The organism is Jannaschia helgolandensis, assembly GCF_900109285.1.
GTDB classification, from domain to species: Bacteria; Pseudomonadota; Alphaproteobacteria; order Rhodobacterales; family Rhodobacteraceae; genus Jannaschia; species Jannaschia helgolandensis.
This window is the reverse complement of sequence record NZ_FNZQ01000001.1, coordinates 496,939-511,738: the sequence shown is the minus strand read 5'-3', so window position 1 is coordinate 511,738 and position 14,800 is coordinate 496,939. Positions and strand designations below refer to the sequence as shown.

The following is a 14,800-nucleotide window of genomic DNA, read 5'->3' as shown; positions in this document are numbered from 1 at the left end:
GGTAGACCGTGGTGCCCAGAAGAGGACTCGAACCTCCACTCCCTTGCGAGAACTGGCACCTGAAGCCAGCGCGTCTACCAATTCCGCCATCTGGGCGTCCACGGTGCGGGGTGGGTATATCCGGCTTCAGGTGGTGTCAATCGCCTGCACCGGGAAATTTGGTCGCGACCATTGCCACCCTTGCCCGGACCCGCGCCGGGCGGTATCCGATGCGGCAACACGAAAGGCGCGTCCCATGCAGAAGCTCGTCACAATATTCGGCGGTTCCGGTTTCGTCGGTCGCTATATCGCCCGTCGCCTGGCCAAGCAGGGCTGGCGCGTCCGCGTCGCCATGCGTCGTCCGAACGAAGCGCATTTCGTGCGCATGTACGGGGCCGTCGGTCAGGTGGTGCCGGTTTTCGCCAATATCCGCGATGATGCCTCGGTTGCCGCAGCGTTGTCGGGTGCCGATGCTGTGGTGAACTGCGTCGGCATCCTGTCAGAGTCCGGCAAGAACGGCTTCGATGCGGTGCAGGCCGAAGGGGCGACCCGCATCGCACGTCTTGCCGCTGCGGAGGGTATCGACCGTATGGTCCACGTCAGCGCCATCGGGGCCGACGCGGGCAGCGACAGCGATTATGCCCGCTCCAAGGCCAAGGGAGAGTCGGGTGTGACGCAACATATGCCCGACGCCGTAATTCTGCGCCCTTCGCTGATATTCGGGCCGGAGGACAACTTTTTCAATCGCTTCGCCGGAATGGCGCGTCTGGCTCCTGTCCTGCCCGTCGTCGGCCCTAACACGAAATTTCAGCCGGTTTTCGTCGACGACGTTGCCGCCGCCGCTGCGCTTGGTGTCGAGGGCAGGGCACAGGCAGGTATCTACGAACTGGGCGGCCCGGACGTCGATACCTTCCGCGAACTGATGCAAACCATGCTGCATGTGATCAGACGCCGCGCCCTTTTGCTGACCGTGCCGTTCTTCGTCGCGCGGATCATGGCGTGGGTCCTCGATATGGGTCAGACGATCACCGGGGGACTTTTGCACAATGGCACCCTGACCCGCGATCAGGTCCGCAACCTGGCGAATGATAACATTGTTACCGGCGAGTATCCGGGTTTCGACGCGCTGGGCATCGCACCCACCTCGATGGAGGCGATTCTGCCCGGTTACCTGTGGCGGTTCCGGCCGTCGGGGCAGTATTCAGATATCAAGGACAGCGCCCGGAACATGAAGACCTGACGGACGGCCAAACGGCCCTATGTTCCGGTTCTGCATGTTGGCGTGCCAGACATATCACGCGATCTGACTGAAGCGCGCGCAAGTCACAAAGCCTCATCGAAGTTTTACGATGTTGGGTGGGCGGGTCGGTGCCGGTTTTACCTGCGAGCCCTAGCCATAGGCCCAGATCAGCAGGGTCGTTCCCAGAATCAGGCGATAGATCACATAGGGTGTAAAGCTGACCGAGCGTAGCAGCCGCATCATCAATGACAGCGCAGTCAAAGCGGCGATGAAAGCCATGACCGCTCCGATCGCAGCATCCCGCAACAAGGCTCCGTCGGCCTGCCCGATCACGTCGATCGACAACAATGCACCAGAGGCAAGGATGGTCGGGATCGACATCAGCATCGAAATTCGGGCCGCATCTTCACGTGCATAGCCCAGGGCCCGTGCGCCGGTGATGGCGATGCCGGACCGCGAGGTTCCGGGGATCAGCGCGATGGCCTGCCAAAATCCGAAGATCAGTGCATGCTTCAAGGTCCAGTCGGCAATGGTGCGGGTCTCGCCCCCGCGCCGGTCGAACCACCAGAGCAGCAGACCGAATCCGATTGTCGCCCAGCCGATGACCACGACGGATCGCATGGCATCCGCTGCACCCGTGACCTTGAGGACAAGGCCGATAATGACCACAGGAACCGTGGCGATGGCCAGGCCGGCCGCCAGGCGTTCGTCGGGTCCCCAGCGCCGCCGGAACAGACCGATGGTGCCGGCAAGGGCGCGGGCGACGTCAGCGCGAAAGTACAGGACGACAGCACCCAGGGTGCCGACATGGAGCGCCACATCAAGGGCTACGCCCTGATCCTGAATGTTCAATACGGCAGGCACCAGAATCAGGTGGGCCGAGGAGGAGATGGGCAGGAATTCGGTAACGCCCTGAACCAGCGCCAGAAGGATAAGATGCCAGATGGCCATGCTCGACTCACTTTGTTTTCCCGCACACTGTCGAAGCGGGTAGGCGAAGGAAAGAGGTCTGGTAGGACCGCTTCGGTCCTTTAATGGCGCATTATTTCCGCCTGACAGGTAGAATTCGCAAATAAATCGGAATATAGGTCAGCATTGCTGACTTTATATTCCGTAGCGCCTCGGATATTCGGGGCTTGAATTTCTCCAGGAGGGACCGATGGCTGTCAGTAAGATGCTTCAGTTCGTGACCGTCGATCGCAAGACGCCCGAGAAGCGCGAAGCCGATGCGCGGCGGCATGATTTTGACGAAATCTATCGTGAATTTGCCGCCGAACGGGCCGCCGAGCAAGCGGGCCGGTGCAGCCAGTGCGGCGTGCCTTACTGCCAGACCCATTGCCCCCTGCACAACAACATCCCCGACTGGCTGCGCCTGGTCGCTGAAGGACGGTTGCAGGAAGCCTATGAAATCAGTCAGGCGACAAATACCTTTCCGGAAATCTGCGGTCGTATCTGTCCGCAGGACCGGCTTTGCGAAGGCAATTGCGTGATCGAGCAATCCGGCCACGGCACTGTCACCATCGGCGCGGTCGAGAAATACATTACCGACACGGCCTTCGAAATGGGCTGGGTTCCGTCGATAAAGCCGCGCACCGAACGCAAGGAATCGGTTGGAATTATCGGCGGCGGGCCGGGCGGTCTGGCTGCGGCGGACGTGCTGCGCCGGGCCGGTGTGCAGGTGACAGTGTACGATCGCCATGACCGCGCGGGCGGCTTGATGATGTATGGCATCCCCGGCTTCAAGCTTGAGAAGGACGTGGTTCAGCGTCGCAACGATCAGCTTGCCGAGGGCGGCGTGAAGTTTGTGCTGAATACCGCGGTCGGGCGCGACATTACCTTCGACGCCATCCGCGAAAAGCATGATGCGGTGATCATCGCCACCGGGGTCTACAAATCCCGCGAACTGGGCGGTGATAACCATGATGCACAGGGTATTGTGCGCGCCATCGACTATCTGACCGCCTCCAACCGCAAGAGCTTCGGCGATGATGTGCCCGAGTTCGACAGCGGCGAGTTGTCGGCCGAGGGCAAGCGCGTCGTCGTGATCGGCGGCGGCGATACGGCGATGGATTGTGTTCGCACCGCCATCCGGCAGGGGGCCAGGTCGGTCAAGTGTCTGTACCGCCGCGACAGGGCCAATATGCCGGGGTCTCAGCGCGAAGTCGCCAACGCCGAGGAAGAGGGCGTCGATTTCGTCTGGCTGACCGCGCCCACGGGCTTTGAGGCAGGCGCGGGCGATGCCATGGCGGGCGGGGTGGCCGTCGATATGAAAGGTATCGAGCTGGAGGGCGAGGACGTGGCAACGATGCACCGCATCGTCAGCGGCGTCACCGTCCAGCGTATGCGCTTGGGCGAGGCGGATGCGACGGGTCGCCAGGCGCCGGAACTGATCGAAGATGCAGACTACGTCGAGGACGCCGATCTGGTCATCAAGGCGCTGGGTTTCGAGCCCGAAGATCTGCCGACGCTGTGGGATCATCCGGAGCTGGAAGTCACGCGCTGGGGCACTGTCCGGGCCGATTTCCGCACCCACGCGACGCCGCTGGACGGCATCTACGCAGTGGGTGACATCGTACGCGGCGCGTCTCTGGTGGTCTGGGCAATCCGCGACGGACGCGAGGCGGCTGACGCGATTTTGGCGAAATTCTCGGCTTCTGTCGTGCCGGAGATCGCTGCCGAATAACCGGCGCACCCCCTGTGCACCCCCCGTGCACCCCCTGTACATACACAGGGTGTAATTCGGTAAAGAGAAACGTCAGCCTGGCTGACTCTTTGCGAGGTCTTCACATTTCATGTCATCGACCATCGATACCGTGCTTCAGGACGAGGAGCTGATCTTGCGCTGGCTGCCCGGCAGCACGCGGCGGATGGTCGTCGTCTTCACCGGCCTCAAGGCGGGTTTCGGTGGCGCGCCGCTGGACGAGTTTGCCGGATCAGCCTCGGACAAGGGAAAGAACAACGTGCTGTTCGTGACCGACCGGCGCGCAACCTGGTTCGCGGCTCCCGGTCTGTGGCGGCGCATCGTCAAGCTGATCCGGTATCTGCGAAAGTCCGAGAGGATCGATGAAATCGTGACGCTGGGCAATTCGATGGGCGGTTTTGGCGCGCTGCTGCTGCCGCGTGATGTCCGGGTGCGGCGCGCCATCGCCTTTTCGCCGCAACTGACGATGGATCGCACGCTGATGGATGACACGCGCTGGCCGGATATCAAGGATAAGTTCGGCGATCTGCCCGTCGACAATGTGGGCGGGACCTTCGCCGACACAAAGACGCAGTATTACCTGACGGCGGGAGGTGGGTGCCGCGAGGACGTCGCGCATCTGGATTTCGCGCCCGAGATGAACCGCGTCCATCGCTTTGTTCTGCCGAAGGGACGGCATAACATCGCTGGCGCGCTGAAGGATGCGGGTCTGCTGAGTGATGTGATCGGCGCAATCATCCGGGGCCGCAAGACTCGCGTAGAGAGGCTGTATGCCGAATATGCGGAGGGCGTGGCATGACGGATATTTCGGTATATCGCCGGTCGGGCAACCTGTCGGGTCGCTGCCTGTTCTTTGCGGAAGCCGATGACTTCCCGCTGATCTCGGAAATCTATATCGACCGCGCGCCCGGTTATGCCCGGCTGGCGGGCGATCACCCCAAAAAAACACGCGCCGAATACGAGGCGCGATCCCTCTTCGTCGAAGGAGATGATCCATGACCCATTATTTTTCCGATTGGGAACGCGATGAGCTGAAGCGCCGTCAGGCGATGGGCGAAATCAGTCTCTATCACGAGGAATCCGAGCATGCGTCCTGTGGCGTCGGTCTTGTTGTCAACGTCAATGGCAAGCGGTCGCGCAAAGTGGTCGAGTCGGGGATCAACGCGCTGAAGGCGATCTGGCACCGGGGCGCGGTCGATGCCGACGGCAAGACCGGCGACGGCGCGGGCATTCACGTGCAGATCCCGGTCGAGTTCTTCAAGGACCAGATCCGGCGCACCGGACACGAGCCGCACGAGGGGCTGCGGATCGCGGTGGGCCAGATCTTCCTGCCGCGCGACAATTTCACCGCGCAGGAAATCTGTCGGACGATCGTGGAAACCGAAGTCCTGCGGATGGGATACTATATTTACGGTTGGCGCCATGTGCCCGTGAACATCGAGGTTCTGGGCGAAAAAGCCAACGCGACGCGCCCCGAGATCGAACAGATTCTGATCTCCAACGTGAAGGGAGTGGACGAGGACACTTTCGAGCGCGAGCTGTATGTCATCCGCCGCCGGATCGAGAAGGCTGCGATTGCCGCCCAGATCAACGGGCTGTATCTGGCGTCGCTGTCGTGCCGGGGCGTGATCTACAAGGGCATGATGCTGGCCGAGCAGGTGGCGGAGTTCTACCCCGACCTGAAGGATGCGCGGTTCGAGAGCGCCTTCGCAATCTATCACCAGCGGTATTCGACGAACACCTTCCCGCAGTGGTGGCTGGCGCAGCCGTTCCGGATGCTGGCCCACAACGGCGAGATCAACACGCTGAAGGGCAACGTCAACTGGATGAAAAGCCACGAGATCCGAATGGCCTCGGGCGCATTCGGAGAGATGGCCGAGGACATCAAGCCGATCATTCCGCAAGGCGCGAGCGATTCCGCAGCGCTGGATTCGGTCTTCGAAGTGATGGTGCGGGCCGGGCGGTCGGCGCCAATGGCAAAGACGATGCTGGTGCCCGAATCCTGGTCGCAATCGGCTGTGGAACTGCCCGATACCTGGCGTGACATGTATTCGTACTGCAACGCGGTGATGGAGCCATGGGATGGACCCGCCGCACTGGCGATGACCGACGGGCGCTGGGTCTGCGCCGGGCTGGACCGGAACGGGTTGCGGCCGATGCGGTATACGTTGACGGGCGACGGCCTGCTGATCGCCGGGTCCGAGGCGGGAATGGTGCCGGTCGACGAATCCACCGTGGTCGAGAAGGGGGCGCTGGGGCCGGGCCAGATGATCGCCGTCGACATGGAAACGGGCGAGCTGTACCACGACGCCAAACTGAAGGACAAACTGGCAGCAGACCGTCCGTTCGGGGACTGGGTCGAGCGGATCACCAACCTGGGTGAGATGACGCGCAACGTGTCCGAAGTGGCGCTTCACGAGGGGGCCGCGCTGCGGTCGCGCCAGGTTGCGGCAGGATATTCCATCGAGGAGCTGGAGCAGATTCTGGCGCCGATGGCCGAGGACGGAAAAGAAGCACTGGCGTCGATGGGGGATGACACGCCCAGCGCCGTTCTGTCGGAAAAATACCGTCCGCTGAGCCATTTCTTCCGGCAGTCGTTCAGTCAGGTCACGAACCCGCCCATCGATTCCCTGCGCGAATTCCGGGTGATGAGCCTGAAGACGCGGTTCGGGAACCTGAAGAACGTGCTGGACGAGGATTCGTCGCAGACCGAGATTCTGGAATTGCCGTCGCCCTTCGTCGGCAACGCCCAGTTTCAGGCCATGTTCGAACACTTCGAGGATTCGGTCGTCACGCTTGACTGCACCTTCCCGACCGGCGGCACGCCCGGTGCGCTGCGAGCCAACCTCGACCGGATCCGGGCCGAGGCCGAAGACGCCGTGCGATCCGGTGCGGGGCATATCGTGCTGACCGACCGGATGCAGGACGAGGACAAGGTTGCGATGCCGATGATCCTTGCGACTTCGGCCGTGCATTCCTGGCTGACGCGCAAGGGTCTGCGGACCTTCTGTTCGATCAATGTGCGGTCTGCCGAATGTATCGACCCGCATTACTTCGCGGTGCTGATCGGATGCGGCGCGACAACCGTGAACCCCTATCTGGCGCAGGACAGCCTGGCCGACCGGATCGGCAAGGGTTTGCTGGATTGCACGCTGGACGAGGCGGTGGACCGCTATCGCAGCGCCATCGACGCGGGTCTGCTGAAGATCATGGCCAAGATGGGGATTTCGGTGGTCTCCTCGTATCGCGGCGGCCTCAACTTCGAGGCGGTCGGTCTGAGCCGGGCGATGGTTGCGGAGTTCTTCCCCGGCATGCTGTCGCGGATTTCCGGCATCGGCACCAACGGCATTCAGCGCAAGGCCGAGGCGATCCACGCCACGGGTTGGCAGGCGACGTCGAACATCCTGCCGATTGGCGGGTTCTACAAGGCGCGGCGGTCGGGCGAAAAGCACGCCTGGGAAGCGCAGACGATGCACATGTTGCAGGCCGCCTGCGATCGCGGGTCGTATGAGTTGTGGAAGCAGTTCAGCCACGCGATGCAGTCGAACCCGCCGATTCACCTGCGCGATCTGCTGGCGATCAAGCCGATGGCCAAGCCGATTCCGATCGAGGAGGTCGAGAGCATCACCTCGATCCGCAAGCGGTTCGTGACGCCGGGCATGAGCCTGGGCGCGCTGTCGCCCGAGGCGCACAAGCTGCTGAACGTCGCGATGAACCGGATCGGCGCGAAGTCGGATTCCGGCGAGGGCGGCGAGGACCCGGCGCATTTCGTGCCGGAGCCGAATGGCGACAACCCCTCGGCCAAGATCAAGCAGGTCGCTTCAGGACGGTTCGGTGTCACCGCCGAATACCTGAACCATTGCGAGGAATTGGAGATCAAGGTCGCGCAGGGCGCCAAGCCGGGTGAGGGCGGGCAGTTGCCGGGCATGAAGGTCACCGACCTGATCGCGCGGCTGCGGCATTCGACCAAGGGCGTGACGCTGATTTCACCGCCGCCGCACCACGACATCTATAGCATCGAGGATCTGGCGCAGCTGATCTACGACCTCAAGCAGATCAACCCGCGCTGCAAGGTGACGGTAAAGCTGGTGGCGTCATCCGGGGTCGGAACGATTGCGGCGGGCGTGGCCAAGGCCAAGGCCGATGTGATCCTGATTTCGGGACATAACGGTGGGACGGGGGCGTCACCGGCGACATCGATCAAATATGCCGGCCTGCCGTGGGAAATGGGCCTGACCGAAGCGCATCAGGTTCTGGCGATGAACAAGTTGCGCGAACGGGTGACCCTGCGCACGGATGGCGGCCTGCGGACCGGGCGCGATATTGTCATGGCCGCCATGATGGGGGCCGAGGAATACGGCATCGGGACAGCGGCTCTGATCTCGATGGGCTGCATCATGGTGCGACAGTGCCAGTCGAATACCTGCCCCGTCGGCGTCTGCACGCAGAACCCCGAATTGCGCGCCAAGTTCACCGGCACGGCGGACAAGGTGGTCAATCTGATCACCTTCTACGCGCAGGAAGTGCGGGAAATTCTGGCCGAGATCGGGGCCAGATCGATAGATGACATCATCGGGCGCGCCGATCTGCTGACCCAGGTGTCGCGGGGGTCGGCGCATCTGGATGACCTCGACCTTAACCCGCTGCTGATCACCGTCGATGGCGCGGATCGGATCAGGTATGACCGCAACAAGCCCCGTAATGCCGTGTTGGATACGCTGGACGCGCAGATCGTGAAGGATGCCGAACGCTTCCTGAACGACGGCGAGAAGATGCAGCTGCAATACGCGGTGCAGAATACGCACCGCACCGTGGGCACGCGGATTTCCAGTCATGTCGTCTCGAAGTTCGGGATGCGCAATTCGCTGCAACCGGATCACCTGACGGTGAAATTGCAGGGCTCTGCCGGGCAATCGCTGGGTGCGTTTCTGGCCCCCGGTCTGAAGCTGGAAGTGTCGGGGGACGCCAACGATTACGTCGGCAAGGGGTTGTCCGGGGGCACGATCGTGGTGCGGCCCGCGATGTCCAGCCCTTTGAAAGCGGACGAGAATACGATCATCGGCAACACGGTCCTGTATGGTGCGACCGATGGCTATCTGTTCGCGGCTGGTCGGGCCGGGGAACGCTTTGCGGTCCGCAATTCGGGCGCATCGGTGGTGATCGAGGGCTGCGGGTCCAACGGCTGCGAATACATGACCGGCGGAGTTGCCGTGATTCTGGGGACGATCGGCGCGAATTTCGGCGCCGGCATGACCGGGGGGATGGCGTATCTGTACGACCCTGCGGGCGCGGCCCCGACGCTGATGAACATGGAAACGCTGGTTACCTGCCCTGTGACCGTAGACCATTGGGACGCGCAGTTGCGTGCCTTGGTGGAGCGGCACGCAAGGGAAACCGGCTCCAAGAAGGCGCAGCGCATCCTGTCGGATTGGGAAAATGAGCGCGGTAACTTCCTGCAGATCTGCCCGAAGGAGATGCTGATCCATCTGAAGGCCCCGCTGAGCGAGGAGGCGGGCGCGATTCCGGCGGAATAGTCCCTTGTTTGTGACTGTATTGCCCCGCCTGACCAGGAATCAGGCAGGGTCTTCCTTGACCCGGACGCGCCGTGCCGGTTGGTGAAGGCGATGGCGCGGAAGAAAACGAAGAAGTCGGCCAAGACAGGCCTGCGACCCCGGATCGGAGAACTGGTCCGTCGTGGTTTGCGCCTGTTGTGGCGCGTTGCCCTGTGGGGTGCGGTCGCCGTGGTCGTCTGGGTGCTGGCCTATCGCTGGTTCGACCCGCCGACGACACCCTATATTCTGGCCGAGGGGCTGCGGCTGGGCGAGGTCGAGCGGCAGTGGGTCGATATCGATGCCATCGCGCCGGTGATGGCCCGATCCGCCGTCGCCGCCGAGGACGCGAATTTCTGTCGTCATTGGGGCTTCGACGTCGCCGCCATTCGCGATGCGATCGAGGCGGGAGCCGGGCGCGGGGCTTCGACGATCAGCCAGCAGGTCGTGAAGAATGTCTTTCTGTGGCAGGGTCGAAGCTGGCTGCGCAAGGCGCTGGAGGCGGGGTTGACACCGTTGATGGAAACGCTCTGGCCCAAGCGGCGGATCATCGAGGTTTATCTGAACATGGCCGAATTCGGCGAGGGCGTCTTTGGCGTGCAGGCGGCCGCGCAACTGTATTTCGGGGTCGATGCCGGGGACCTGAGTGCGCCGCAGGCCGCCGCCCTGGCTTCGATCCTGCCGAACCCAAAGGACAGGAATGCCGCCGCGATGACCCCTGCGTTGCAGCGCAAGGCCCGCCGCGTGCAGGATGGAGCAGCGACGATCCGTTCAGATGGGCGCGCGGCGTGCTTCGAGGATTGAAAATCCCGCCGACACAGGGCATCCCGGTCCCATGATTCAGCTTTATCATTTTGCCCTGTCACCGTTCTGCCGGAAGGTCCGCCTTGTCCTGGCCGAGAAGAAACTCGACGTCGAATTGATCGACGAACGCTATTGGGAAGCGTCGTCCGAGTTTCTGCGCCGCAACGCCGCGGGTAAAGTGCCGGTCCTGCGAATCGACGGGCTGACGCTGTCGGATTCGGGGGCGATCTGCGAATACCTGGAGGAGACGAACTCCAGCCCGATGCTGATGCCCAGGGACCCGGCGCATCGCGCCGAGGTGCGGCGGCTGGTGGCCTGGTTCGACGACAAGTTTCATCACGAGGTGACATCGAAGCTGGTCTATGAGCGGGTCAACAAGAAGCTGACGCGCGCGGGCTATCCCGACGGGGCAAACGTCAAGGATGGGGTAAAGGCGATCAAGTTCCACCTCGACTATATGGGCTGGCTGCTGGATCGGTCGCGATGGCTTGCGGGGCCGGACTTGACCGTCGCCGATTTCGCCGCTGCCGCGCATCTGTCGTGCCTGGACTATAGTTCGGACGTTGACTGGGGTCGCAATCAGGCCGTGCGCGACTGGTATTCCAAGATCAAGTCCCGCCCGGCGTTCCGTTCGATCCTGGCGGATGTGGTGCCGGGATTCCGACCGGCGAAACACTACGCCGATCTGGATTTCTGATGTCCTTCCGTGTCCGGCTGGAGGCCGAGGCGCGGGCGGCGGGATTCGTGTCTGTCGGGGTGTGCGCGCCGGATGCCATTCCGAAAGCGCCCGGACAATTGGCTTCGTTTCTGGACGCGGAATATCATGGTCAGATGACCTGGATGGGCGAGCGTTCGACATGGCGCGGCAATCCGGCGGCACTCTGGCCAGAAGCACGGTCGGTCGTGATGCTGGCGCATTCGTATTCGCCCGGACACGATCCGCTGAATGACCTGAACAGACCCGAACATGGGGCGATTTCGGTCTATGCGCAGGGGCGCGATTATCATGACGTGGTCAAGAAGGCGCTGAAACGCGTCGCGCGCTGGATGGTCGCGGAGGGCGACTGCGAGGTGAAGGTCTTCGTCGACACCGCGCCGGTAATGGAAAAGCCGCTGGCGCAGGCAGCGGGTCTGGGGTGGCAGGGAAAACATACCAACCTTCTGTCACGCGATTTCGGCAACTGGGTCTTTCTGGGGGCAATCTTCACGACGCTGAACATGGAGCCGGATGCGCCCGAGGCCGAGCATTGCGGATCGTGCCGCAAATGTCTGGACATCTGTCCAACCGATGCTTTTCCCGCGCCGTTTCAATTAGATGCGCGCCGGTGCATTTCCTATCTGACAATTGAACATCGCGGTCCGGTGGATGAAGGTCTACGCCCTGCCTTGGGTAACCGCATTTATGGCTGTGACGATTGTCTGGCGGTTTGCCCGTGGAACAAGTTTGCGGTCGAGGCATCGGACCTGCGCTACCATGGCCCGCATCGCACCCCTGATCTTGATGAGTTGGCCATGTTGGACGATACTGCATTTCGAGCACGGTTCAGTGGCAGCCCTATCAAGCGGATCGGACGGGATCGAATGGTGCGGAATGTCTGTTACGCGATTGGAAATTCTCGGTCGGATCGCCTGAAAACCTTTGTGCAGGGTCTGTGCGAAGACCCGGATGCCGGCGTCTCGAACGCAGCGCGTTGGGCCGTGGAGCGGATATGAAGACGTTGTTGAGCTTCGGGCACGGTTACTCGGCCCGTGCGCTGACGCCGCTCCTGCTGGCACAAGGCTGGACGGTCATCGGCACGACGCGGTCAGATGAAAAGGCCGAGGCCTTACGCGCCGAGGGCGTGGAGCCGGTGATCTTCGGTGCGCCGCTGGACACTGCGCTGGCACGGGCGAGCCATGTTCTGATTTCCGCCGGACCGGACGTGACGGGCGATCCGGTCCTGAATGCGTATCTGCCAATGTTAGAGACGCATCTGGGGTCAAAGGCGTGGGTCGGATATCTTTCAACGACGGGTGTTTATGGCGATCATGACGGCGGCTGGGTAGACGAGGACACGCCATTGACCCCCACGACCCGCCGCGGGCGCCTTAGGGTAGAGGCGGAGGCGGCATGGCAGGATCTGGCGGCCAGAACAGGTGCGCCCCTGCATATTTTTCGCCTGGCCGGGATCTATGGGCCCGGTCGTGGGCCGTTCGAAAAGGTTCGCAACGGCAGCGCCCGGCGTGTCGTGAAACCGGGTCAGGTTTTCAGCCGCATCTATGTCGATGACATCGCGCAGGTGCTGATGGCCAGCATCGCCCGGCCCGACCCCGGCGCGATCTATAACCTGTGCGACGACGACCCGGCTCCACCGCAGGATGTGATCGGCCATGCTGCCGAACTGCTGGGCCTGCCGCTGCCGCCGGAAGTGGATTTTGAAGCAGCCGAGATGAGTCCGATGGCGCGCAGCTTCTATGCCGAATCGAAACGGGTGCGAAATGATCGCATCAAGGCGGACCTGGGCGTGACCCTGCGCTTCCCCGATTACCGCAGCGGTCTGGCGAACCTGTTGCAGCGCGACCGCGATTCGGGGATCGTGCAAACATGAGGCGTTCCTTGCTGTGCCAAATTGCTGTAAGACATGCCTTATAGATGCAACGCAGAGTGCAGGTAGGCAGGCAGATATGAATAATTATACACGTCGGGGCGCGCTGGCACTGGGTCTCGGTTCGACCGCCCTTCTGGCGGGATGCGGCAGCAAGTTCATTTCCTATGACGGGCCTGAGGTCACGCGAGTCGTGATCCAGAAATCATCGCGCCAGCTGGCGCTGTTCAACGGCAACACGATGCTGGAACAATACAAGATCCAGCTTGGCTTTGCCCCCGTCGGGCCCAAGCAGTTCGAAGGCGACGGCAAGACGCCCGAAGGCCGTTACACCGTCGACAAGCGTAACCCCAATTCAGCGTATTTTCTGTCGGTCGGCATTGATTATCCGAACGAGGCCGATCGCGCCTATGCTGCGGAGATGGGTAAGGAGCCGGGAGGCGAAATTTTCGTTCACGGGTGGGGCGACAAGCGGCGCGCCAGCAGCGGCGACTGGACGGCCGGATGCGTTGCGGTCACCAATCGGGAGATCAAGGTGATCTATGCGTCGGTGCGCGATGGCACGCCGGTGGATATCTACGCCTGAATCACATCCCGAAGTTCTGACAAAAAAACGGGGCCGCAGGGCCCCGTTCGCGATTCGAATATTTCGTGCCGATCAGGTGCCGACGTTCAGCGTGTACCAGATTTTGCCGTTGGATTCCTGGAAATAGCCGAATCCCATGCGACGTCCGTTCGGATCCAGCAGAACGCGGCGCGGTCCGGGTTCCTGCAACCAGGCGGCCACTGTCTCCAATTCGGTCTCATAGGTTTCCGAGATCGCCTCTCCCAGAAGGCGGCCATCGAAGCCGACCCGGCGCGCTCGATCGATGGGAGACGAGCCGTCGGAGCCGAAATGCCACGGGCGGTTCTGCAACGACATATCGCGGGAATGGGTTTCGGCAGCGGCCGTCAGCTTGGCATCCAGGGTCAGCGGTGGGGCCCCGGACGCCTGACGCAGCGCATTCACGGCATCCAGCGCGCGGAACGGCAGTCGTCGGCCGTCGGTATCGGAAATGCGGTAAAGCTTGGGCAATGGCTTGCCGTTGGGGCCGAGCGCGGGCGGCGTCGGCGTCGGCGCACAGGCGGCCAGCGCGGTGGAAGCGAGCAGGATCAATGCAGTGCGGCGGTTCATCGGCGTCCCCAGGTCTTTCGTGTCACGTCGGAGTATATCGGAGCGTCCGGCGAGGCAAATGCCATGATCGCGTCTTCGAAAGGCGAAACATCGCGCCTGTGACGGGATTTTGCCTTCGGAAGAATATGTCCATTCCTGACAGGAGTCTCGATCACATGGCCCGATCGGACTTCGGTCAGCGGGGTCGACACGACACCCGCCGGTAGCCCGGAGAGACCAGTGCAGGAAGAAATGCCCTTCACCATCCTGGCTTTGTCGATTCGTATGACGGGGGATATCAATTGGATACGCTTTGCGTCGGAGGCCGGAACACAGGTGTTGCCAATTTGACAAGACCCGAGCGAAAGCGATCGCACGCGCGTTGTCCGGGCGTTGCAAAGGTTTGGCATAGCTGCTTAACGAGTCTTACGAGGTACAGTCTTGGGTGCCTTAAGATTTGGCAAATTCGCCTCATCATTGGCGTATCTTGGAGGATACTATGAAGAAACTCGCTCTCGCTGCCGCTCTGTCGGTTGCTTCCACCACCGCCTTCGCCGGCGGTATCGCTCCGGTGACCCCGGTCGAGCCCGTCGTCATTGTCGAGGACACCTCGTCCTCGTCCGCCGGCATCATCGTTCCGATCCTGGCCATCATTCTGCTGGCCGCTGCCGCAGCGTCGGACTGATTTCGACGGCCCTCACGGGCCATCGGAACCAGAAGGTTCTCTGGAAAGCGCGTCCCTTCGGGGGCGCGCTTTTCGTTATGTGCCGTGAAGTTCGCCTGTTTTCC

13 protein-coding genes and 1 tRNA gene are annotated in these 14,800 nt (G+C 62.2%); 11 read left to right on the top strand and 3 right to left on the bottom strand.

Features of this window, described 5'->3' with window-relative positions:
* Positions 1-9 precede the first annotated feature (9 nt).
* Positions 10-96: transfer RNA gene (locus BMY38_RS02410), tRNA-Leu, on the bottom strand.
* Between the two features lie 139 nt (positions 97-235).
* Between BMY38_RS02410 and BMY38_RS02405 the strand changes: the two genes are divergently transcribed.
* Positions 236-1,219 (top strand): complex I NDUFA9 subunit family protein, encoded by a 984-nt coding sequence (locus tag BMY38_RS02405; protein ID WP_092759424.1) that lies wholly within the window; start codon positions 236-238, stop codon positions 1,217-1,219.
* A gap of 150 nt (positions 1,220-1,369) precedes the next feature.
* On the opposite strand, the gene BMY38_RS02400 is transcribed toward BMY38_RS02405, so the two are convergent.
* Positions 1,370-2,170, bottom strand: a complete 801-nt coding sequence (locus tag BMY38_RS02400) for an undecaprenyl-diphosphate phosphatase (RefSeq protein WP_092759422.1) — start codon at positions 2,168-2,170, stop codon at positions 1,370-1,372.
* A gap of 208 nt (positions 2,171-2,378) precedes the next feature.
* Here BMY38_RS02400 and BMY38_RS02395 point away from each other — a divergent pair, with 208 nt between their 5' ends.
* The 9 genes from BMY38_RS02395 to BMY38_RS02355 all read left to right on the top strand — a co-directional run bounded on the left by BMY38_RS02395 (position 2,379) and on the right by BMY38_RS02355 (position 13,444).
* Entirely contained in the window at positions 2,379-3,902 is a 1,524-nt protein-coding gene (locus tag BMY38_RS02395) for an NAD(P)-dependent oxidoreductase (protein WP_092759420.1), read from the top strand.
* 109 nt (positions 3,903-4,011) lie between these two features.
* Positions 4,012-4,719 carry a hypothetical protein gene (locus BMY38_RS02390; protein ID WP_092759418.1) on the top strand — a complete coding sequence of 236 codons (708 nt, stop codon included), beginning with the start codon at positions 4,012-4,014 and terminating at the stop codon, positions 4,717-4,719.
* Positions 4,716-4,919, top strand: coding sequence for a hypothetical protein (locus BMY38_RS02385; RefSeq protein WP_092759416.1), 204 nt, complete (start codon positions 4,716-4,718; stop codon positions 4,917-4,919). Before BMY38_RS02390 ends, BMY38_RS02385 begins: the two co-directional genes overlap by 4 nt.
* On the top strand, positions 4,916-9,454 hold the full coding sequence (gene gltB, locus BMY38_RS02380; protein WP_092759414.1) for a glutamate synthase large subunit: 4,539 nt from the start codon (positions 4,916-4,918) through the stop codon (positions 9,452-9,454). Before BMY38_RS02385 ends, gltB begins: the two co-directional genes overlap by 4 nt.
* A 90-nt stretch (positions 9,455-9,544) precedes the next feature.
* Positions 9,545-10,273: a monofunctional biosynthetic peptidoglycan transglycosylase gene (mtgA, locus tag BMY38_RS02375; protein WP_092759412.1), complete on the top strand. Its 729-nt coding sequence runs from the start codon at positions 9,545-9,547 to the stop codon at positions 10,271-10,273.
* 31 nt (positions 10,274-10,304) lie between these two features.
* Positions 10,305-10,970 (top strand): FtsZ-binding protein FzlA, encoded by a 666-nt coding sequence (fzlA, locus tag BMY38_RS02370; RefSeq protein WP_092761095.1) that lies wholly within the window; start codon positions 10,305-10,307, stop codon positions 10,968-10,970.
* Positions 10,970-11,986: a tRNA epoxyqueuosine(34) reductase QueG gene (gene queG, locus BMY38_RS02365; RefSeq protein ID WP_092759410.1), complete on the top strand. Its 1,017-nt coding sequence runs from the start codon at positions 10,970-10,972 to the stop codon at positions 11,984-11,986. The genes fzlA and queG overlap by 1 nt, the downstream gene beginning before the upstream one ends.
* Positions 11,983-12,861: an SDR family oxidoreductase gene (locus BMY38_RS02360; protein WP_092759408.1), complete on the top strand. Its 879-nt coding sequence runs from the start codon at positions 11,983-11,985 to the stop codon at positions 12,859-12,861. The genes queG and BMY38_RS02360 overlap by 4 nt, the downstream gene beginning before the upstream one ends.
* 76 nt (positions 12,862-12,937) lie before the next feature.
* Entirely contained in the window at positions 12,938-13,444 is a 507-nt protein-coding gene (locus tag BMY38_RS02355) for a L,D-transpeptidase family protein (RefSeq protein ID WP_092759406.1), read from the top strand.
* Positions 13,445-13,516: 72 nt separating this feature from the next.
* Here the strand turns inward: BMY38_RS02355 and dalA are convergent, their stop codons facing one another.
* Positions 13,517-14,032, bottom strand: coding sequence for a divisome-associated lipoprotein DalA (gene dalA, locus BMY38_RS02350; RefSeq protein ID WP_092759404.1), 516 nt, complete (start codon positions 14,030-14,032; stop codon positions 13,517-13,519).
* Between the two features lie 478 nt (positions 14,033-14,510).
* On the opposite strand from dalA, the gene BMY38_RS02345 reads away from it, so the two are divergent.
* Complete coding sequence (locus BMY38_RS02345) at positions 14,511-14,696, top strand: hypothetical protein (RefSeq protein ID WP_092759402.1); 186 nt, start codon at positions 14,511-14,513, stop codon at positions 14,694-14,696.
* The last annotated feature ends 104 nt before the right edge of the window (positions 14,697-14,800 follow it).